Source organism: Kitasatospora sp. NPDC085464 (assembly GCF_044541955.1).
Taxonomy (GTDB): Bacteria; Actinomycetota; Actinomycetes; order Streptomycetales; family Streptomycetaceae; genus Kitasatospora.
In genome coordinates, this window is record NZ_JBITTM010000043.1 from 1 (window position 1) to 18,499 (window position 18,499).

15 protein-coding genes are annotated in these 18,499 nt (G+C 73.5%); 9 read left to right on the forward strand and 6 right to left on the reverse strand.

Annotation, left to right across the window (positions count from 1 at the left end; genetic code table 11):
- Positions 1-566: 566 nt before the first annotated feature.
- A complete protein-coding gene (locus ACIGG8_RS32065; RefSeq protein WP_396552199.1) occupies positions 567-1,058 on the forward strand; it encodes a hypothetical protein in 492 nt (163 codons plus the stop codon).
- A 7-nt stretch (positions 1,059-1,065) separates the two neighbouring features.
- Here ACIGG8_RS32065 and ACIGG8_RS32070 read toward each other — a convergent pair whose 3' ends face one another.
- Complete coding sequence (locus ACIGG8_RS32070; RefSeq protein ID WP_396552200.1) at positions 1,066-2,490, reverse strand: BTAD domain-containing putative transcriptional regulator; 1,425 nt, start codon at positions 2,488-2,490, stop codon at positions 1,066-1,068.
- Positions 2,491-2,620: 130 nt separating this feature from the next.
- Here ACIGG8_RS32070 and ACIGG8_RS32075 point away from each other — a divergent pair, with 130 nt between their 5' ends.
- From ACIGG8_RS32075 to ACIGG8_RS32095, 5 genes are all read left to right on the forward strand, one after another.
- Positions 2,621-5,539: an AfsR/SARP family transcriptional regulator gene (locus ACIGG8_RS32075; protein ID WP_396552201.1), complete on the forward strand. Its 2,919-nt coding sequence runs from the start codon at positions 2,621-2,623 to the stop codon at positions 5,537-5,539.
- Between the two features lie 134 nt (positions 5,540-5,673).
- Positions 5,674-6,579, forward strand: coding sequence for a CAP domain-containing protein (locus tag ACIGG8_RS32080; protein WP_396552202.1), 906 nt, complete (start codon positions 5,674-5,676; stop codon positions 6,577-6,579).
- A gap of 48 nt (positions 6,580-6,627) precedes the next feature.
- Positions 6,628-7,512 (forward strand): peptidoglycan-binding protein, encoded by an 885-nt coding sequence (locus tag ACIGG8_RS32085; protein ID WP_396552203.1) that lies wholly within the window; start codon positions 6,628-6,630, stop codon positions 7,510-7,512.
- 37 nt (positions 7,513-7,549) lie between these two features.
- Entirely contained in the window at positions 7,550-8,134 is a 585-nt protein-coding gene (locus ACIGG8_RS32090) for an RICIN domain-containing protein (protein ID WP_396552204.1), read from the forward strand.
- A 371-nt stretch (positions 8,135-8,505) separates the two neighbouring features.
- A complete protein-coding gene (locus ACIGG8_RS32095; protein WP_396552205.1) occupies positions 8,506-9,225 on the forward strand; it encodes a hypothetical protein in 720 nt (239 codons plus the stop codon).
- 97 nt (positions 9,226-9,322) lie between these two features.
- On the opposite strand, the gene ACIGG8_RS32100 is transcribed toward ACIGG8_RS32095, so the two are convergent.
- Positions 9,323-9,970 carry a TetR/AcrR family transcriptional regulator gene (locus tag ACIGG8_RS32100; RefSeq protein ID WP_396552206.1) on the reverse strand — a complete coding sequence of 216 codons (648 nt, stop codon included), beginning with the start codon at positions 9,968-9,970 and terminating at the stop codon, positions 9,323-9,325.
- Positions 9,971-10,392: 422 nt separating this feature from the next.
- Here ACIGG8_RS32100 and ACIGG8_RS32105 point away from each other — a divergent pair, with 422 nt between their 5' ends.
- From ACIGG8_RS32105 to ACIGG8_RS32115, 3 genes are all read left to right on the forward strand, one after another.
- Positions 10,393-10,851: a DUF6542 domain-containing protein gene (locus tag ACIGG8_RS32105; protein WP_396552207.1), complete on the forward strand. Its 459-nt coding sequence runs from the start codon at positions 10,393-10,395 to the stop codon at positions 10,849-10,851.
- Entirely contained in the window at positions 10,844-12,544 is a 1,701-nt protein-coding gene (locus tag ACIGG8_RS32110; protein ID WP_396552208.1) for an LCP family protein, read from the forward strand. The genes ACIGG8_RS32105 and ACIGG8_RS32110 overlap by 8 nt, the downstream gene beginning before the upstream one ends.
- Before the next feature lie 150 nt (positions 12,545-12,694).
- The gene (locus tag ACIGG8_RS32115; RefSeq protein WP_396552209.1) at positions 12,695-13,075 is read left to right on the forward strand and encodes a VOC family protein; all 381 of its coding nucleotides are present in this window, start codon (positions 12,695-12,697) and stop codon (positions 13,073-13,075) included.
- A 94-nt stretch (positions 13,076-13,169) separates the two neighbouring features.
- Here the strand turns inward: ACIGG8_RS32115 and ACIGG8_RS32120 are convergent, their stop codons facing one another.
- From ACIGG8_RS32120 to ACIGG8_RS32135, 4 genes are all read right to left on the reverse strand, one after another.
- The gene (locus tag ACIGG8_RS32120) at positions 13,170-14,225 is read right to left on the reverse strand and encodes a 2-oxoacid:ferredoxin oxidoreductase subunit beta (protein ID WP_396552210.1); all 1,056 of its coding nucleotides are present in this window, start codon (positions 14,223-14,225) and stop codon (positions 13,170-13,172) included.
- The gene (locus ACIGG8_RS32125) at positions 14,222-16,219 is read right to left on the reverse strand and encodes a 2-oxoacid:acceptor oxidoreductase subunit alpha (protein WP_396552211.1); all 1,998 of its coding nucleotides are present in this window, start codon (positions 16,217-16,219) and stop codon (positions 14,222-14,224) included. The genes ACIGG8_RS32120 and ACIGG8_RS32125 overlap by 4 nt, the downstream gene beginning before the upstream one ends.
- 297 nt (positions 16,220-16,516) lie before the next feature.
- Positions 16,517-17,179, reverse strand: a complete 663-nt coding sequence (locus ACIGG8_RS32130) for a response regulator transcription factor (RefSeq protein WP_350524947.1) — start codon at positions 17,177-17,179, stop codon at positions 16,517-16,519.
- A 169-nt stretch (positions 17,180-17,348) separates the two neighbouring features.
- Positions 17,349-18,359 (reverse strand): polyprenyl synthetase family protein, encoded by a 1,011-nt coding sequence (locus tag ACIGG8_RS32135; RefSeq protein ID WP_396552212.1) that lies wholly within the window; start codon positions 18,357-18,359, stop codon positions 17,349-17,351.
- Between the last annotated feature and the right edge of the window lie 140 nt (positions 18,360-18,499).

Genomic DNA, 18,499 nt, shown 5'->3' on the forward strand with positions numbered 1-18,499 from the left:
GCTTCGTTCTTTCGTGTTTCCAGCTTATCAGATGTTTTCCGCTCCGTTTCCGGGGCTTCATTCATCCAACTCGCCGGTGTCTTCCGGGGCTTGACGCCCCGTCCGACGTTTCAAACTCTAGCCGATCCCTGCCCCGAAAGGCGAATCGACCGCAATCCGATAAAACGACACACCAAATACATGCCGAGCCGCGACGCGGAAATGCGAACGCAACCCAGCCCGAACCTGGGAAGTGGTGTTTCAGGGGATTGGCCGCCCCGGGACCGTCCGCGCTGTTGCGTGTCCGGTGCTCCCTGCCGAGCGACTAGAGAACACTACTCCTCCTTCGCGCCCAAGCCAAACGCCCCTGCCAGGCCCCACCCAGAACCCCACCCCGCGCCCGGTCCCTAGGCGGCCGGATCCGCGCTCGGCGTCCCGCCGACGCCCCACCGACGCCCCGCCGGAGCGCCGGCCGCTCGCGCCTCAACGCGGCGTTCATCGTTTGTCTATCGCCTCCCCCCAGGATCGTCCCCGCAGGGTGCCCGACACGATGGCGGGCGCCCCCGTTCGAGAGAGGTAGCGGGGACATGAAGGCGACGAAGACACTGCAGCGGCTGGCGATCGGGGCGGCGACCAGCGGGCTGGCGCTGGCCGGGGTGCTGGTGGGAGCAGGAAACGCGACCGCGGCGATCGGCGACTACCAAGCGGTGCAGATGCCGGAGCCGGGGATCCTCTACAAGGGCTACCAGCTCAGCGCCGGCGACACCCGGCTGGTCATGCAGGACGACGGGAACCTCGTCATGTACGTCACCGACCCTTCCGGTGCGGTCACGGCCCCGTGGTCCAGCCACAGCGTCGGCTGCGGCGACAGGACGATCATGCAGGGCGACGGGAACCTCGTCGTCTACGATCGGGCCGGCAAGCGCTGCTGGGCCAACGACGTGTACAAGACCGGGCCCGGCACGGCCTCCCTCGAAGTGCACAGCGGCGGCGGTCTCCACATCAACATGGGCGCCGGCAGCACCAACTACTACATGAACCAGCTCACCCTCCGGCTGGGCTCCTCGGACCCGTACTAAAGGGCCCTCATCCCCGTTCGGCGAGCCACCTCACCAGGTCCGCCACCGACCACCAGGGCCGGGCCGCGAGCCGTGTCGCCGCCGTCCGCAGCAGGACGGGCAGGTGCCCGCAGAGGCCGGCCAGCTCCACCGCCGCCGCCGGCTCCCGGCTGATCCGCTCCACGCCCACGATCCGCGCCAGCAGCTCGTGGGCGTCGTGCGGTTCCAGCGGTCCGACCGCCAGTCGGACCGCCTCGGCGGGCAGCACCTCCGGGTCCGCCCCCGTCACCACGGCCGCGCACCCCGGTACGGCGGGCAGCAGCGGTGTGGGGTCGGCCGCCCCGTCGAGCACCACCAGCACCCGCCGCCCGGCGAGCGCCGCCCGGTAGTGCGCGGTCAGCTCGCCGACCGGGGCGCAGCCTGCGGGCCGCTCCCCCAGGGCCCGCAGGAAGGCCGCGAGGATCGTGCCGGGGTCTCCCCCGCCCGCGTACAGCTGCCCGTCCGGGAAAGCGTCCTGGACGCCGTGCGCGACGTGCACGGCCAGCGTCGACGTCCCGCAGCCCGCCGGGCCCGACAGCGCCACCACCGGCGAACCGCCGGCCGTGCGGAGGACCTGTTGGGCCTGCCCCGCCAGGCCGGCCCGGCCGACCAGGTCGGGGATGTCCGGCGGGAGCTGGCCGGGCCGCGGCAGCCGCCGCAGCGACATCGGGGCCTCCCCGCGCCGGATCCGCTCGGCCAGTTCGACCACCACCGGCACCGGTTCGAGCCCCAGCTCCCGGTCCAACCGTTCCCGCAGCGCCTCGTACACCGCCAGCGCCTCCGCCGTGCGGCCGCAGCGGTGCAGCGCCAGCAGGTGCAGCCGGTGGACCTCCTCGTCCTGCGGGTGCGCAGCCGCCAGTACGGCCAGCGGCTCCACCACGTCGGCGTGCCGCCCGAGGGCCACCTCCAGGTCGAACAGCGTCTTCACCAGGGCGAAACGGCCGGCCGACAGCCGTTCCCGCGTCCGCTCCGCGAACGCCCCGGGCACGCCGTCCAACGCGCGGTCGCCCTCCCACGTCGCGAGCGCCGCCACCAGCAACTCCCGTGCCCCGGCCGGATCCTCGTGACGCAGCGCAACGGCCTCCGCCGTCGCGCCCTCGTAACGGAAGAGGTCCACCGCCTCCCGCGGCACCGCCAGCCGGTACCCGCCCGCAGCCGCCACCAGCAGCTCGGGAGCGCCGAGCGCCCGCCGCAACCGGTGCGCATGGGTGCCGATCTGCCCCACCGGATCCTTCGGCCAGCAGGTGTCGTCCTCGCCCCACAGGCCCTCCACCAGCCGGTCCGTCGGCACCAGCTGCCCGGGGGCGAGCAGCAAAGCGGCCAGCACGGCCCGCTGCTGCGGCCGGCCGAGGTCCACCTCGCGGCCGTCGCACGTGGCGCACAACGGCCCCAGCACGCGGAATTCGAGCCGCACAGCCCACCCCTCGAAGCTCGGAATCCGGTGCACAATCTGTGACAGAGCATAGGCCGCCGGGGTATGGGGGCGCCGCTGTCCGGCCGGAAGTGGCGGAATCACGGCGCAGGGACGACTCTCGGGACGGGACATGGACGACATGGGGGGATCCGGACTGCGGTTCGGACTGCTGGGGCCGCTCCGGGCCTGGTACGGGGAACAGGAACTGGAACTGGGCAGACCGCAGCAGCGGGCCGTGCTCGCCGTGCTGCTGGCCGCCGCCGGGCGGACCGTGGCGGTCCCGGTCCTGGTCGAAGGGGTGTGGGGCGGGGCGGCCGCGCCCGCCGACCCGCGCAAGGCCGTCCAGCTCGCCGTATCCCGGCTGCGCAGCGCGTTCCGGCCGTACAGCGACGCCGCCCCGGACCGGCCGCCACTGGTCCGGGTCGGCGACGGCTACGCGCTGCGGGTGCCCGGGGCCGAGGTGGACGCGGCCGCCTGGGAGGCGCTGCTGGCCGAGGCCGAACGGCTGCGGGCGGCCGACGCACCGCCGCGGGAGGTCCGCGAGGTGCTGCGGCGCGCCCAGCAGCTGTGGGTCGGCGAGCCGCTCGCCGGGTTGCCCGGGCCGCACGCCGACGCCGTCCGGGCCCGGCTCGCCGAGCAGCGGATCTCGGCCAGGGAGACCCGGCTGGAGCTGGACGCCGAACTCGGCGACCGCACCGACCTGACGGCGGAGGCCGAGGCACTCGCCCTGGAGCACCCCGGGCGCCCCCGGCTCACCGCCGTCCTGATGCGCGCCCTCTACCAGTCGGGCCGCAAGGCCGAGGCGCTCGCCGTGTACGAGGACGCCCGCCCGTCACTGCCGCCGGACGCACCGGGCCCGGCCGAGGTGCAGCTGCGCATCCTGCGCGAGGACGCCACCCTGCTGCCCGCCGGGGCCGCGTCCGAAGCCGCCGCCGACACCTGGCAGGCGCCCAACCAGCTGCCCTGCGACCTGCCCGACTTCACCGGACGCGACGACGAGGTGGAGACCCTCGCGGACCAGCTCTCCGCGGCCGGCGGACGCGCCGTCGTGGTCTCCGCCCTGGACGGCATGGGCGGCGTCGGCAAAACCACGCTCGCCGTGCACGTCGCCCGGCAGATCCGTGCGCGGTTCCCCGACGGGCAGCTCTTCGCCGACCTGCGCGGCGAGGACCGCACCCCGCCCGACCCGGGAAGGGTCCTCGCCGGATTCCTGCGCGTCCTGGGCGTCGACCCCGCGGACGTCCCGCCGGACACCGGCGAACGCAGCGCGCTCTACCGCTCGGCGCTGGCCGGGCGACGCGTCCTGGTCGTCCTCGACAACGCCGCCGATTCCGCCCACGTCGAACCGCTGCTGCCCGGCTCGGCCGGCTGCGCCGTGCTCATCACCAGCCGCCACCGGCTGGCCGGTCTCGCCGGGGCGCACCAGTTGCGCCTGGACACCCTGCCACCGGAACGGGCCCTGGAGCTGCTCACCCGCATCGTCGGCGCCGAACGCGTCGCCGCGGAACCCGCGGCCGCCGAGGAGGTCGTCCGGGCCTGCGGGCTGCTCCCGCTCGCCGTCCGCATCGCCGCCTCCCGGCTCGCCACCGACCCCGCGCTCACCCTCGCGGCGCTCGCCGAAGGCCTGCGCCACGAACACCGGCTGGCCCAACTCAGCGACGGCGAACGGACCCTGGAAGCCACCTTCGCGCTGTCCTACCGCCGTCTGGCACCCGAACTCGCCCGCGCCTTCCGCCTGCTGTCGCTGCCCGACGCCCCCGACCTCCCGCTGCCCTGCGCCGCCGCCCTGCTCGGCCGCGACGAGGACGAGGCCGACCGGCTCCTCGAAGAGCTCGTCGACCTGAACCTGCTGCACTCCTTCCGGTTCGGCCGCTACGGCTTCCACGACCTCGTCCGCGCCTACGCGCGCGGCCGGCTCGCCGCCGAGGAGAGCGCCGCCGAACGGACCGCCGCCACCGACCGGCTGCTCGACTTCTGCCTCGCCACCGCCCGCAACGCCGACCTCGCCGCCCGCAAGGCCGAGCCCGCCGAGCTCAGCCTGCTCGGCGCACCCGTGGCCGTTCCCGGCCGGCCGATCGCCGACGGCCCGGAAGCCGTGCAGTGGATGCGCGACCAGGCCGAGGTGCACGCCGCCGTCATCGCGCTCGGCTGCGCCGATCCGGCCCTGCCGCTCGACCGGGCCGCCGAACTCGCCGACCGGATGGGCGCCGTGCTGCCGGAACGCACCCAGACCACCGTCATCGTCGACCTCGCCGGAGCCATCGCCCGGCAAGCGGCCGCCCGGGGCGAGCACGGGCCGCTCGCCCTCGCCCGCTACCTGCGCGGCAGCATGCTCTGGCACATCAACCGCTACGCCGAGTCCGAGGAGGAGATCGGCCGGGCCGTCGCCCTGTCGGACGGGGACGAGCGGACCGAACGCGTGCTCGCCAAGGCCCTGGTCACCCTCGGCAGCAACGCCCGGACGCACGGCCGGTACGCGGAGGCCGCCGAACACGCCGGCCGCGCCGCCGGCCTGTTCCACCGCCTCGGCGCCCAGCGCGCGGAAGGCAGCGCGCTCGGCGAGTTCGCGTTCAGCGCCGCCCAGACCGGGCGCCTCGACGAAGCCCGGGACGCCGCCGAACGCAGCGCCCGCCTGATGAGCGCCTCGGGGCCGGTCTCCGCGGCGATCGGCCGCTACTACCTCGCCCGGGTGCTGCGGCTGTGCGGCGACCCGGAGGCGGCGCTGGACCACGCCGTCGGTGCCCGCGAGGAGTTCACCGAGCTCCAGGTCACCGTGTTCGCGGCCGCGGCCGGCGACCTCGCCGCCCGCATCCACGCCGAGGCCGGCCGCTGGCTGCTCGCCGTCGACTCCGCCGAGGCCGTCCTCCCGCTCGCCCGCCGCACCAGTGCCGCGCTGGAGGCCGGCCTGCTGCGCACCCTCGGCACCGCGCTCACCGGCCTCGGCCGCCCGCGCCAGGCCCGGGCCTGCCTGGCGGACTCCCTGGAGGTGTACGAGCGGCTGGGGCTGTCGGAGGAGGCCGCGCAGGTCAGGGGGCTGCTGGCGCAGTAGACGCGGCATCAACGCGCTTGTCTGCTACGCGTGTTGACCGCCCGTCTGCCGCGATCCTGGAACGTCCTCCTCGTCAGGCCCCGGGCCACCGCGAACGCGGCCCGGGGCGACACCACAGACGAGAGGCGCAACCCATGCCCGCGCTCCCGCAGCACGGCCAGACCCTCACCCTCAGGTCCGCCAACGGAACCGTCGCCGACGTCCGTTCCAGCCAGACCGCCGCCGGCACCGCCGTCCAGTCCTGGGGCCCCAACGGCACCGCCGCACAGGGCTGGACCTTCTGGGCCAAGGAGAACGGCAGCTTCCTCCTGGAGACCCAGCTGACCACCGGGCGCCACGCCCCCGGCCAGGCCATGGTCATGGACTACAACTACTCCATCGGCCAGGCCTGGCTGTTCAACGAGCACAACCAGCCCAACCAGCACTGGTGCTTCGAGCCCGTCGACAACGACTGGGTCCGCATCCGCACCACCCGCGCCGACGAGGGCGCGCTGTTCCTCACCGCCGCCGCCCCCGGCTCCCCGCTCACGCTGGGCCGGCAGGACGACGGCAACCCGGCGCAGCGGTGGCAGCTCGTCCCGGCCGCAGCCGGCGGCGCGGGCGGCGGTGGCCGACCGCAGCCCCAGCCGCAGCCGCAGCCCCAGCCGGGGGGCGGCGGTGACTTCCGCACCGAGATGCTGAACGCCGTCAACGCCGAGCGCGGCCGGGTCGGCGCCCCGGCACTGCTCCTGGACGACCGCCTCGGCTCGGCCGCCCAGCGCCACGCCGACGACATGGCCTCGCACGACCTCACCCAGCACGACGGCACCGACGGCAGCTCCCCCTGGGACCGCATCCGGGACGCCGGCCTCACCAACGTGGCCGCCGCCGAGAACGTCACCCCGGGCAACAGCGTGGGAGAGGCGATGCAGATGTGGATGAACAGCCCGCACCACCGGGACAACATCCTCAACCCCACCTACAACCGCCTCGGCGTCGGCTACGCGCCCCGCCAGCGCGGCAACTGGGGCCGCTACGTCCAGACCTTCGCCAAGGTCTGAGACCCGACCGACACCTTTCGAGCATCGAGCAACAAGGAGTCCACACCCATGTCCTCGAACGCGGCGGACCTGATCCGCGTCGCCCGAGACGAGGTCGGCTACCACGAGGGTCGCAGCGGCGGGCACTGGAACAACGTCCAGAAGTTCTCACCCGCCGTCTCCGGCCTGGAGTGGTCCCAGGGCGAGGCCTGGTGCGCCACCTTCGTCGCCTGGTGCGCCCAGGAGTCCGGCAACGCCGGCCTCTTCCCGGTCAGCGCCTCCTGCGCGGAGGGCGTCGCCTGGTTCACGGAGCGCGGCCGCTTCACCGAGTATCCGGTGATCGGCGGCCAGGTCTTCTTCGGGCCCGGCGGCGGCAGCCACACCGGCATCTGCATCGCCTACACCGGCTCCACCATCACCACCGTCGAGGGCAACACCGGCGCGGGCGGCGGCTCCGAGGGCGACGGCGTCTACATGAAGACCCGCGATCGCCGCTCGGACTGGGTCCACGGCTACGGCATCCCGGACTTCGCCGGCGGCGTGGTCCTCGCCGACCCGGAGTGGAAGGACCGGCCCGGGGCGATCTACTTCGGGCAGGAGGCCTCCGCGGACGACAGTCCGAGCGGCGGCGCGTCGTCCGGCGGCGCGTCGTCCGGTGGCGCCCCGTCCGGCGGCTCCGGCCCGGCGGGCGACGCCGGCGGGGACGGCTTCGAGCCCTTCCCCGGCGCCGACTTCTTCCACGACGGCCGGCACAGCGACGTCGTCACGCGGATGGGCGAGCGCCTCGTTGCCGAGGGCTGCTCGGCCTACGCCGAGGGCCCCGGCCCCGAGTGGTCCGACGCCGACCGCAAGTCCTTCCGCAACTGGCAGCACAAACTCGGCGACTCCGGTCCGGACGCCGACGGCATCCCCGGCCCCAAGCAGTGGGCCGCACTCCGGGTCCCGCGCGGCTGACGCCGGGCCCGTCCACCACACCAGAAGGAGAACACCGATGAGAACCACCACGGGAACCACCGGCCGCACCCGCAGGGTCCTCGCCTCGTTCGGCGCCGTCGCGGCCGTCGCGGGGGCGGTCGTGGCCGGTGCGCCGGCCGCGCAGGCCGCGTCGTCCGCGCAGGCCGGCTGCGAGCTGTCGCCCTCCCTGCACAGCCCCGCGAAGATCTACAACGGCGCCGCCGGCGTCCTCGACCTGCCGCAGAACAACGAGGCCAACGGCCAGCGGATCGGCGTCTACTCGTCCAACGACTGGTCCTCCGCCCAGTCCTGGTTCGTCTGGGGCTACTGCGACGGCACCACCGCCATCTCGCACGGCAGCGGCGGCAAGGTCGTCGACCTGGACACCGCTTCGGGCTCCGTCCGGCTCTGGGACACCCCCGGGGGCTGGGACGGGCTCAACCAGCCGGCCGGGGACTGGATGCCGGCCGACCAGAAGTGGCGGCTGACCGACGAGGACCGCGGCTGGTACCTGGTCCGCAACGCGGCCACCGGGCAGTGCCTCCGGGGCAACGGCGTCGGCCAGTACACCTCGATGGCGAACTGCAACGGCAGCGACCCGGCCCAGCGCTGGATGCTCTGACCCATCCCCGGGGGCCCGGTCCGTTCGTCGGCGCCGACGAACGGACCGGGCCCGGCGGTCTCCACGGTCTGGGGCCCGGCGCGGGCGGCGGCGAGCGTGTCCGGGCAGCGTTCGGCCGCCAGCCGACGGGCCTGATCGATCATTTGCGGAACCACGGCGAACAGATTCGCGCGAACATGATCGGCCCGGGGTTGCGCCCCCGCCCCGCCTCCTGATCACGGCTCGATATCCCTTGTCACGGACCCGCGGGGGAGTCGTCACGGACCAGTCAAGACGGCGTCAAAGCGATGGCACCCCGCCCCCGCACTGCGCTATGAACGTCCCTCAGGAGGACCGCCCACCGGCGGTCCGCAATGACGGGGGAACGTCACATGAAGCCCATCCGCAACAACCGCCGTGCGCTGGCCCTGGCCGCGCTGGCCGCGGTCGGCGCACTCACCATGACCGCCTGCAACGACGACGCGTCGTCGTCCGACACCGCGACGACCCCGCCGGCGGCACCGTCCGCGCCGTCCGCGTCCGCGTCCGCCACGGGTGCCCCGTCGCCGAGCGGCGGCGCCATCACCCCGGCCGCCCCGACCTCCGCCCCGGCGGGCGGCGCGGCGTCCGGTTCGGCCGCCGCGCCCGCGCCCGCCGGCTCGACCCCGGCGCCCGGCACCACGGTCAAGGTCGGCGACGCCGTCACCATCCCGTTCACCTCGGGCAGCACCAGCGGCACCATCGCGCTCGCGGTCACCTCGATCGAGAAGGGCGACCCGGCCGACCTGACCTCGCTGAACCTGGGCGACAAGGCCAAGGGGCTGGTGCCGTACTACATCCACTACAAGGTCACCAACGCCGGCAGCAGCGACCTGTCCTTCACCAGCGTCAACCACATGAAGGGCCTGCTGGCGGACGGCACCGAGGCGCAGGAGCTGATGATCATCGGCTCCTTCGCCAAGTGCAAGAGCGACTCGCTGCCCAAGGGCTTCACCAACGGGCAGTCGGCCACCTCCTGCGCGGTGGCGATGTCCCCGGAGGCGTCGAAGGTGGCGGGCGCCGAGTACTGGGGCGACCCGTACACCCTCGGCAAGGGCGTCAACTGGAAGTGACCGGTACGGACTTCGGGCGGGGGCGGCGCACTGCCGCCCCCGCCCCCGGTTCCGGCCCCGGCGGGACCCGCTCCGCCCGGACCCGGCCCGCCGGGTCTCAGCCGCGGGCCGCCGGGCCGCCGTGGATCCGCAGGAAGGCGTCGACGCCGACCGTCGCGATCCGCACGACCTCCTCGTCCGCCACCGGGAGGGCGCCCCAGAAGGAGCGCTCGGCGATGCCGTGGAAGGTCAGCAGCGTGTACTGCTCGGCGGCCAGGCCGGCGTCCTCGACCACCAGCAGTCCGCGCTCCGCGAGCGCCTCGAAGTGCGCCGCGAGGTCGCGCATCGAGGCGATCGGCCCGGCCTCCAGCCAGGCCTCCAGGACGTCCGGCGGGATGTTGGCCACCTCGGCGCGGATCGCCCGGCCGAGCGCCCCGTGCTCCCCGGCGGACAGCACCGCGCGCGCCCGCTCGACCGCGAAGTCGACCAGGTCCTGGCGGAGGTCCACCACCCGGTCGAGGTACTTCGCCATCAGCTCCCGGATCTTCTCGGTCAGTTCCGCCGAGTTCTGCAGCGCCACCGACAGGAAGAGGGTCTCCTTGTCGGCGAAGTGGTTGTAGACCGTGCGCTTGGAGACCCCGGCCTCGGCCGCGATCGCGTCCATGCTGGCCCGCACGTAGCCCTCGCGCCCGAACACCACCATCGCGGCCTGCGTGATCGCCTTGCGCTTCTCCGGACGCCCCGCCGCTCCACCCGTGGTCGCCACGGCCCACTCCTCATCCGTCGGCCCGGTGGCCGACCCGCTCAGAAACTACCCGGTGTAGTTTATCCGACGCACCGCGGACCGAGCCACGGACCGAGCAACGGACCAGGCCCCCGACCAGGCCGCCGACCAGGCCGCCGACCGGGTCGCGCGCAGAGCCGCCCGCCGATCCGTAGTCGCCCGGAGCGCTTGCCACCGGACGCACGTCATCTATGCTGCCTACGGCCTCTACACCCGCGTAGAGGCCATGCGGAACCCTCCGCCCCCGCCCACCGGCGGCCCGGCCGCGCACGGGAACCGACCGACCGGCCCGAGCGTCCAGAACTGGCAGCGCCACGAACGGAGTTCCGGACACCGGGAGGACGATCGACAACCGGCGCGCGCCATCGTGGCGCACGACACACGGGAACACCGGGGGTGAATGCGTGGCGGGACAACGAGGACGGTCATCCGACCAGGGTGCGCGGGAGCGGGCGGCGGGCAGGCCCGGGGCGTCCGTACGCCCCCTGGCCGGCGGAGCCGCCCTGCCCGTCGCCGCGGCCCTCGGGCTGCCCCTGGCGGGCGCCGCGGTCGACGAGCTGTCCGGCCCCGGCATGGGGCTCGCCTTCGCGGTGGGCGCGGTGCTCGGGACGGCGGCCGCGGCGGCGCTGAGCAGCCGGAACGGCTGGTGGTGGGTCCTGGCGGCCTCGCCGCTGGTCGTCCTGGGCGCGACGGCCGCCGTCGAACTGGCGGCCCACCGGGACGACTACCGGGGCAAGGGCCTGGCCACCGGCGCCGCGAAGTGGGTGGTGCACGGCTTCCCCGTGATGGCCGAGGCCGCGGCGGCGGCCCTGCTGGTGATCGTGGTCCGGCTGGTCCGGGACCGGAGGAGGCACCGTGGCTGACGACGCCGAGCACACCGAGGGCACCGCGGAGGCCGGGAACGGCGGCCGGGCGGCCGCCCGCAGGCGCGCCGCGGGCCGCGGGGGCGCCGAGTCCCGCCGGGGCGCCGGCGCCCGCCGGCCCTCCCCGTTGCTGATCGCGGGCCGGGTGGTGGCCTGCACCGTCGGACTGGCGGTGTTCGCCGCCAGCGGGGTGGTCTGGTACGAGGTCAAGCAGCTCACCGACGGGATGACCACCTCCAACGTCATCGCCGACACCAAGAAGGACGCCCCCAAGCACCTGGACAACTCGGTCAACCTGCTGCTGATCGGCCTGGACAGCCGCAAGAACATGGACGGCTCGGACCTCCCGCCGCAGTTCGTCCAGGACGAGCTGCACGCCGGCCACAGCTCCGACGTCGGCGGCTACAACACCAACTCCCTGATCCTGCTGCACATCCCCGCGAACGGCGGCAAGGTGCAGGCGGTCTCCATACCGCGCGACGACTACGTCATGACCTACAACGCCGACGGGTCCCAGCTGGGCATGGCCAAGATCAAGGAGGCCTACGGCGCCGCCAAGGACAAGGCGGACCCGGGCCTGCGGGCCAAGGGCCTCAAGGGCGCCGACCTGGAGAAGGCCGGCCGTGACATAGGGCGCGCGGCCACCATCCGCACCGTGCAGAAGTTCCTCGACCAGCCGATCGACCACATCGCCGAGGTCAACCTGATGGGCTTCTACGACATCGCCAAGGCGGTCGAGCCGATCCAGGTCTGCCTCACCCACGACACCAGGGACCCGGCCATGGAGGGCCAGGGCTCCGGCGCGGACTTCAAGAAGGGCATCAACACCCTCAACGCCGCCCAGGCCCTGTCCTTCGTCCGCCAGCGCCACAACCTCGACGGCCCCGACGGCAACTCCGGCGACTTCGCCCGCACCCACCGCCAGCAGGCCTTCATCTCCGCCGTCGTGCACAACCTGAAGCAGAAGGGCGTCATCGGCGACCTCGGCAAGCTGCAGCAGCTGATGGGCGTGGTGCAGAAGGACCTCGTCATCGACAACGAGTGGAACATCCTCGACTTCGCCCAGCAGGCCCCGGCGCTGACCGGCGGCAACGTCGAGTTCAACACCCTGACCTTCGACGGCTTCGGCACCCGCAACGGCCAGGACGTCAACCTGGTCACCCCGTCGAAGATCCAGAAGGTGGTCAAGCAGCTGTTCGGCTACGCGGACGCCGCCGCGCCGGCCGACGCCGCGGACGCCTCCGCCACCCCCGCCCCGTCGGCCCCCGCCGACACCCCGACACCGACGCCGACGCCGACCGCCGCGAAGGCCGTCACCGTGGACGTCCTCAACGCCTCCTCGGCCGCCGGGGTCACCTCGACGGCCGAGTCCAGGGCCCTGGTCGCGATGGGCTTCAAGGAGGGCCGGACCGGCCCGGCGGCCACCAGGCCGAAGACCACCACCGTCGCCTACGGCAAGGGCGCCAAGGAGGCGGCCGACCAGATCGCGGCCCGCTACGGCGTGACCGCCACCGAGTCCGCCTCCGTCGGCGCGGACCGCGTCGTGGTGACCCTCGGCACCGGCTTCACCGGCGTCGACGCCGACAGGCCCGCCGCCCCGACCGGTGCGCCGTCCGACCCGACCGCCAACCTCCCGATGCAGGGCCCCGGGGTCGACGCCCAGTCCGACGGCGGCATCCCCTGCGTCTACTGACGCGTCCCGCACCGAACGCCTGAGGGAGGCTCCCACCCGGGAGCCTCCCTCGGGCGTCGCGGCGGCGACCTCTGGCGTAATTCTCCGTACTATGTATAGTGTACTGCGTACGGGATAACCGGGCACGTACGGACGAGAGGGTTCTCCGCCTTGCAGATCACCAGGACCGCCGTTTCCCTGACCGTCGAGGACGTCACCAGCTCCGCCGCCTTCCTCAAGCGGCACTTCGGCTACGCCGAGGAGATGTCGGCCGACGGCTTCGTCTCGCTCGCCCACCCGGGCGGCGGAACGAACGTCGTCTACCTGCGGCGCGGCCTCGAAGTCCTGCCGGAGGACCAGCGCCACCGGATCGCGGACGGCGTGATCCTGGCGTTCGTCGTCGAGGACGTCGCCGCCGAGGAGCGCCGCCTGCGCGCGGAAGGGGTCACCGTCACCCTGCCGCTGCGCGAGGAGCCGTGGGGCGAGAAGCTGTTCCAGGTCGCCGACCCGAACGGGATCGCGATCGAGCTGGTCGAGTGGGTCGAGAAGTAGCCGGCCGGCGGCAGCCGGGCCCGCAATAGGGGGCGGAACGACGGGCGCCCCCGTCCCGGCCGGGACGGGGGCGCCGAGTCGCGTCCGGGGGCGGTCAGTCCACCGTCCAGGTGTCGCTGCCCGCCAGCAGCGCGGCCAGGTCGCCGGGGCCGCGGTCGGCGACGGCGGCCGCGAGCTGGCTCGCCATCAGTTCGTCGTAGACCGGCCGCTCGACGCTGCGCAGCACGCCGATCGGCGTGTGGTGCAGGGTGTCCGCGTCGGCGATCCGGGAGAGCGCGAAGGCGGTGGCCGGGCTCGCCGCGTGCGCGTCGTGGACCAGGAGGTCCGCCTCGTTCTCCGCCGTGACCGGCCCGGTGGACAGTTCGCCGCTCCGGCCCCGGAACACGCCGTTGGCACCCTCCGCACCGAAGCGGATCGGCTGCCCGTGCTCCAGCCGGATCAGCGCCTCGTCCCGGGTGCCGGGCTCCTTCAGCACCTCGAAGGCGCCGTCGTTGAAGATGTTGCAGTTCTGGTAGATCTCCACCAGCGCCGTGCCCTCGTGCTCGGCTGCCGCCCGCAGCACCGACTGCAGGTGCTGGCGGTCGGAGTCGATGGTGCGGGCGACGAAGGTGGCCTCGGCACCGAGCGCCAGCGACAGCGGGTTGAACGGTGCGTCCAGCGAGCCCATCGGCGTGGACTTGGTGATCTTGCCGAGTTCGCTGGTCGGTGAGTACTGGCCCTTGGTGAGGCCGTAGATCCGGTTGTTGAACAGTAGGATCTTCAGGTTGACGTTCCGCCGCAGGGCGTGGATCAGGTGGTTGCCGCCGATCGACAGCGCGTCGCCGTCACCCGTCACCACCCAGACGCTGAGGTCCTGGCGCGAGCTCGCCAGCCCGGTCGCGATGGCCGGCGCCCGCCCGTGGATGGAGTGCACCCCGTAGGTGTTCATGTAGTACGGGAAGCGCGAGGAGCAGCCGATGCCCGAGACGAAGACCGTGTTCTCCCGCTTGATGCCGAGTTCCGGCATGAAGGACTGCACCGCCGCCAGGATCGCGTAGTCCCCGCAGCCGGGGCACCAGCGCACCTCCTGGTCGGTCTTGAAGTCCTTCGCGCTCTGCGGTGCTTCGGCCTTGGGCACCAGCCGCAGGGACGGGAAGCCGCTCTCGGTCATCGGTGGTCCTCCTCGTCCAGGGTGCCGATCGCGGCCCACAGCACGTCCGCCAACTGGGCCGCCCTGAAGGGCAGTCCGCGCACCTGGTTGTAGGACTCGGCGTCCACCAGGTACTTCGCCCGCAGCAGCAGCGCGAGCTGCCCCAGGTTCATCTCGGGCACGATGACCTTCTCGTAACTCCTCAGCACCGCGCCCAGGTTGGCCGGGAAGGGGTTGAGGTTACGCAGGTGCGCCTGGGCGACCTCGCCGCCGTCCGCCCGGACCCGGCGCACCGCCGCGGTGATCGGCCCGTACGTCGAGCCCCAGCCGAGGACCAGCACGCGGGCGTCCCCGCTCGGGTCGTCCACCTCGACCGGCTTGACGGTGATGCCGTCGATCTTGGCCTGCCGGGTGCGGACCATGAAGTCGTGGTTGGCCGGGTCGTAGGAGATGTTCCCGGTGCCGTCCTGCTTCTCGATGCCGCCGATCCGGTGCTCCAGGCCGGGCGTGCCGGGCAGCGCCCAGGGCCGGGCCAGCGTCCGGGGATCGCGCAGGTACGGCCAGAAGGCGCCGTCCTCGCGGTTCGGTCCGGTCGCGAACTGCGGCTCGATCCCGGGCAGTTCGTCGACCTCGGGGATCCGCCAGGGCTCCGAGCCGTTGGCCAGGTAGCCGTCGGAGAGCAGGAAGACCGGGGTGCGGTAGGTGACCGCGATCCGGGCCGCCTCCAGTGCCGCGTCGAAGCACTCCGCGGGCGTGGCCGGGGCGACGATCGGCACCGGTGCCTCGCCGTTGCGCCCGAACATGGCCTGCAGCAGGTCCGCCTGCTCGGTCTTGGTCGGCAGCCCGGTGGAGGGGCCGCCGCGCTGGATGTCCACGACCAGCAGCGGCAGTTCGAGCGAGACCGCCAGGCCGATCGTCTCGCTCTTGAGCGCCACGCCCGGCCCGGAGGTGGTGGTCACGCCGAGCGCCCCGCCGAAGGCGGCGCCGAGCGCGGCACCGATGCCGGCGATCTCGTCCTCCGCCTGGAAGGTGCGCACCCCGAAGTTCTTGTGCTTGCTCAGCTCGTGCAGGATGTCCGAGGCCGGGGTGATCGGGTACGAGCCCAGGTAGAGCGGCAGGCCCGAGCGCTGCGAGGCGGCGATCAGCCCGTAGGACAGCGCGAGGTTGCCGGAGATGTTGCGGTAGCGCCCGGCGGGGAGCTTGGCCGGCGGCACCTCGTAGGAGACCGCGAAGGACTCGGTGGTCTCGCCGAAGTTCCAACCCGCCCGGAAGGCCTGGACGTTCGCCTCGGCGATCTGCGGCTTCTTGGCGAACTTGCTGCGCAGGAACGTCTCGGTGCCGTGGGTGGGCCGGTGGTACATCCAGGACAGCAGGCCCAGGGCGAACATGTTCTTCGCCCGCTCGGCGTCCTTGCGGGCGAGGCCGCTGTCCTTGAGCGCCTCCAGGGTCAGCGTGGTGAGCGGCACCTTGTGCAGGTGGAAGCCGTCCAGCGAGCCGTCGGCGAGCGGGTCGGCCGCGTAACCGACCTTGGCCAGCGCGCGTTTGGTGAACTCGTCGGTGTTGACGATGATCTCGGCGCCGCGCGGAAGGTCCGCCAGGTTCGCCTTGAGCGCGGCCGGGTTCATCGCGACCAGCACGTTGGGGGCGTCGCCCGGGGTCAGGATGTCGTGGTCGGCGAAGTGCAGCTGGAAGGACGAGACACCGGGCAGGGTGCCGGCGGGGGCGCGGATCTCGGCGGGGAAGTTCGGCAGGGTGGACAGGTCGTTGCCGAAGGACGCCGTCTCCGAGGTGAACCGGTCACCGGTGAGCTGCATGCCGTCACCGGAGTCGCCGGCGAAACGGATGATCACCCGGTCGAGTCTGCGGATCGGCTTGGTGCGCCCGGGTGGCGGGCCGCCCGGGGCGGCCGGGTCGGCCGGTGCGCTCGGGCCGGGGCGTGCCTCGCCGCTCCCGGTACCGGCCTCGTCGCCGTCCGAGCCGTCCACTGCCTCTGACTGATCGACCTGACTGGTCACTGCCGCGGACCTCCTAGGGCACACCACCGCGGGCGCGGCCCCGTGCCCCGTCCGCCTGGTGCACCTCTCGCATCCTATGCGGGTGGAGTCGGCCTGGGACGGAACTCCCGCGTGCGGCGGGAAATCACCGGCCCGCGCCCGTACCGCTCATGGGAAGAACGTCCGACCGCCGGAGATCATTCCGAATCCGGCGGACCTTCCCGGGTGCCGGACGGGAGCGGGCACCCGCCGGGCGTTGGCGGAGCGGGAGCGGGCAAGGCGGGGGGCGGGGCGGGGGCGGGGGCGGGGGCGGGGCGCCTAGGACTTGAGGTACGTCAGCACGGCCAGCACCCGGCGGTGGTCCTCCGGGCTCTGGGCCAGGCCCAGCTTGAGGAAGATGTTGCTGACGTGCTTCTCCACCGCGCCGTCGGAGACCACCAGCTGCTTGGCCACCGCGGCGTTGGTGCGGCCCTCGGCCATCAGCCCGAGCACCTCGCGCTCGCGCGGCGTGAGATTGGCCAGAACGTCCCCCTTGCGGCTGCGGCTGAGCAGCTGCTGCACCACCTCGGGGTCCAGCGCGGTGCCGCCCTCGGCGACCCTGACCACCGCGTCGGCGAACTCGCGCACCTCGGCGACCCGGTCCTTCAGCAGGTAGCCGACACCGCGCGTGGATCCGGCCAGCAGCTCCGCGGCGTACCGCTCCTCCACGAACTGCGACAGCACGAGCACGCCCAGCTGCGGGTAGTGCCCGCGCAGCTCGACGCAGGCGCGCAGGCCCTCGTCGGTGTGGGTGGGGGGCATCCGGACGTCGGAGACCACGACGTCGGGCAGCTCGTCGGCCGCGGCCAGGTCGTGGATGGTCTTCACCAGGGCGGCGCCGTCCCCGACGCCCGCGACGACCTCCAGGCCGCGGTCGGTGAGCAGCCGGGTCAGTCCCTCCCGCAGCAGTACGGAGTCCTCGGCGATGACGACGCGACGCATGGCGACCTTCCCGGCAGGGGTGAGCTGACGGAAGTCAGTCTCCCCCATCGCCGGGGCCCGCCCCACCGATCCGGCCGGTTCCACCGGGGCCGGGGCCCGGTCGCGCCGGGATCGGCCCGGTCACAGCCGAGAGCCCGGGGCCGGAGGCGGGACCGGGCGGGCCGGGTCGTCACATGGTGCGGATGGCCACCGCGTCGCAGAGCCCTTCCAGGGCCGCCTTCGCCGCACAGGCCGGCAGCGGGGCGAGCAGCGCCCGGGCCTCCTCGGCGCGGCGCAGCGTCTCGGCGCGGGCGCGCTCCAGCGCGGGGTGGGCCCGCATCAGGCGCAGCGCCTCGGCGTGCAGGCCGTCGTCCGAGAGGTCCTGGGTGAGCAGTTCGCGCAGCCGGGCGTCGTCCGGGTCCGCCGGGTCGGCCGGCATCTGCTGCAGCAGCAGGGTCGGCAGGGTCGGCACGCCCTCGCGCAGGTCGGTGCCGGGGGTCTTGCCGGACTCGTGGCCGTCGCTGGCGATGTCGAGCACGTCGTCGGCCAGCTGGAAGGCGATGCCGATCCGCTCGCCGAACTCGCCGAGGGTGTCGACGAGGGCGGGCTCGGCGCCGGCCATCAGCGCTCCTATCCGGCAGGAGACGGCGATCAGCGAGCCGGTCTTGCCCTCCAGCACGTCCAGGTAGTGGAGGAGCGGGTCCATGTCGGAGCCGGGGCCGCGGGTCTCCAGGATCTGGCCGGTGACCAGCCGCTCGAAGGCCTCGGCCTGCATCCGCACGGCCTCCGGGCCGAGGTCGGCCAGCACCTGGGAGGCACGGGAGAAGAGGAAGTCGCCGGTGAGGATGGCGACCGAGTTGTCCCAGCGGGAGTTGGCGCTGGGGGCGCCGCGGCGCACCGGGGCTTCGTCCATGACGTCGTCGTGGTACAGCGTGGCCAGGTGGGTCAGCTCGACGACGACCGCGGCCGGCACCACTCCGGGCGCCCCGGGGTCGCCGAACTGGGCGGCCAGCAGCAGGAGCAGCGGACGGAAGCGCTTGCCGCCGGCCTCAAGGAGGTGACTGGCGGTGACGGTGATGAAGGGGACGTCGCTCTTGACGGCCTCGCCGAGCGCCGCCTCCACCGCGTCCAGTCCGGCCTGGACGTCCCGGGTCAGGTCGCGGTCCTGCACGCTGAGCCCGAAGGGTTCCACGACGGTCACGAAGACCACTCCTCTGTCCCTGGTCGATCTAGCGGCCTGGTCCCTGAGTGCCGCCGCTGGCCATACAGGCAGGGTATCCGGTCGCGAGTGGATCACTGCACGGGCGTGCGGATCCTGTCATGATCCGGCTGGATTCCCTG

Coding starts and splice junctions, on each gene's coding strand:
- ACIGG8_RS32065 (WP_396552199.1), top strand. CDS start 567: ATGAAGGCGACGAAGACACTGCAGCGGCTGGCGATCGGGGCGGCGACC.
- ACIGG8_RS32075 (WP_396552201.1), top strand. CDS start 2,621: ATGGACGACATGGGGGGATCCGGACTGCGGTTCGGACTGCTGGGGCCG.
- ACIGG8_RS32080 (WP_396552202.1), top strand. CDS start 5,674: ATGCCCGCGCTCCCGCAGCACGGCCAGACCCTCACCCTCAGGTCCGCC.
- ACIGG8_RS32085 (WP_396552203.1), top strand. CDS start 6,628: ATGTCCTCGAACGCGGCGGACCTGATCCGCGTCGCCCGAGACGAGGTC.
- ACIGG8_RS32090 (WP_396552204.1), top strand. CDS start 7,550: ATGAGAACCACCACGGGAACCACCGGCCGCACCCGCAGGGTCCTCGCC.
- ACIGG8_RS32095 (WP_396552205.1), top strand. CDS start 8,506: ATGAAGCCCATCCGCAACAACCGCCGTGCGCTGGCCCTGGCCGCGCTG.
- ACIGG8_RS32120 (WP_396552210.1), bottom strand. CDS start 14,225: ATGACCGAGAGCGGCTTCCCGTCCCTGCGGCTGGTGCCCAAGGCCGAA.
- ACIGG8_RS32130 (WP_350524947.1), bottom strand. CDS start 17,179: ATGCGTCGCGTCGTCATCGCCGAGGACTCCGTACTGCTGCGGGAGGGA.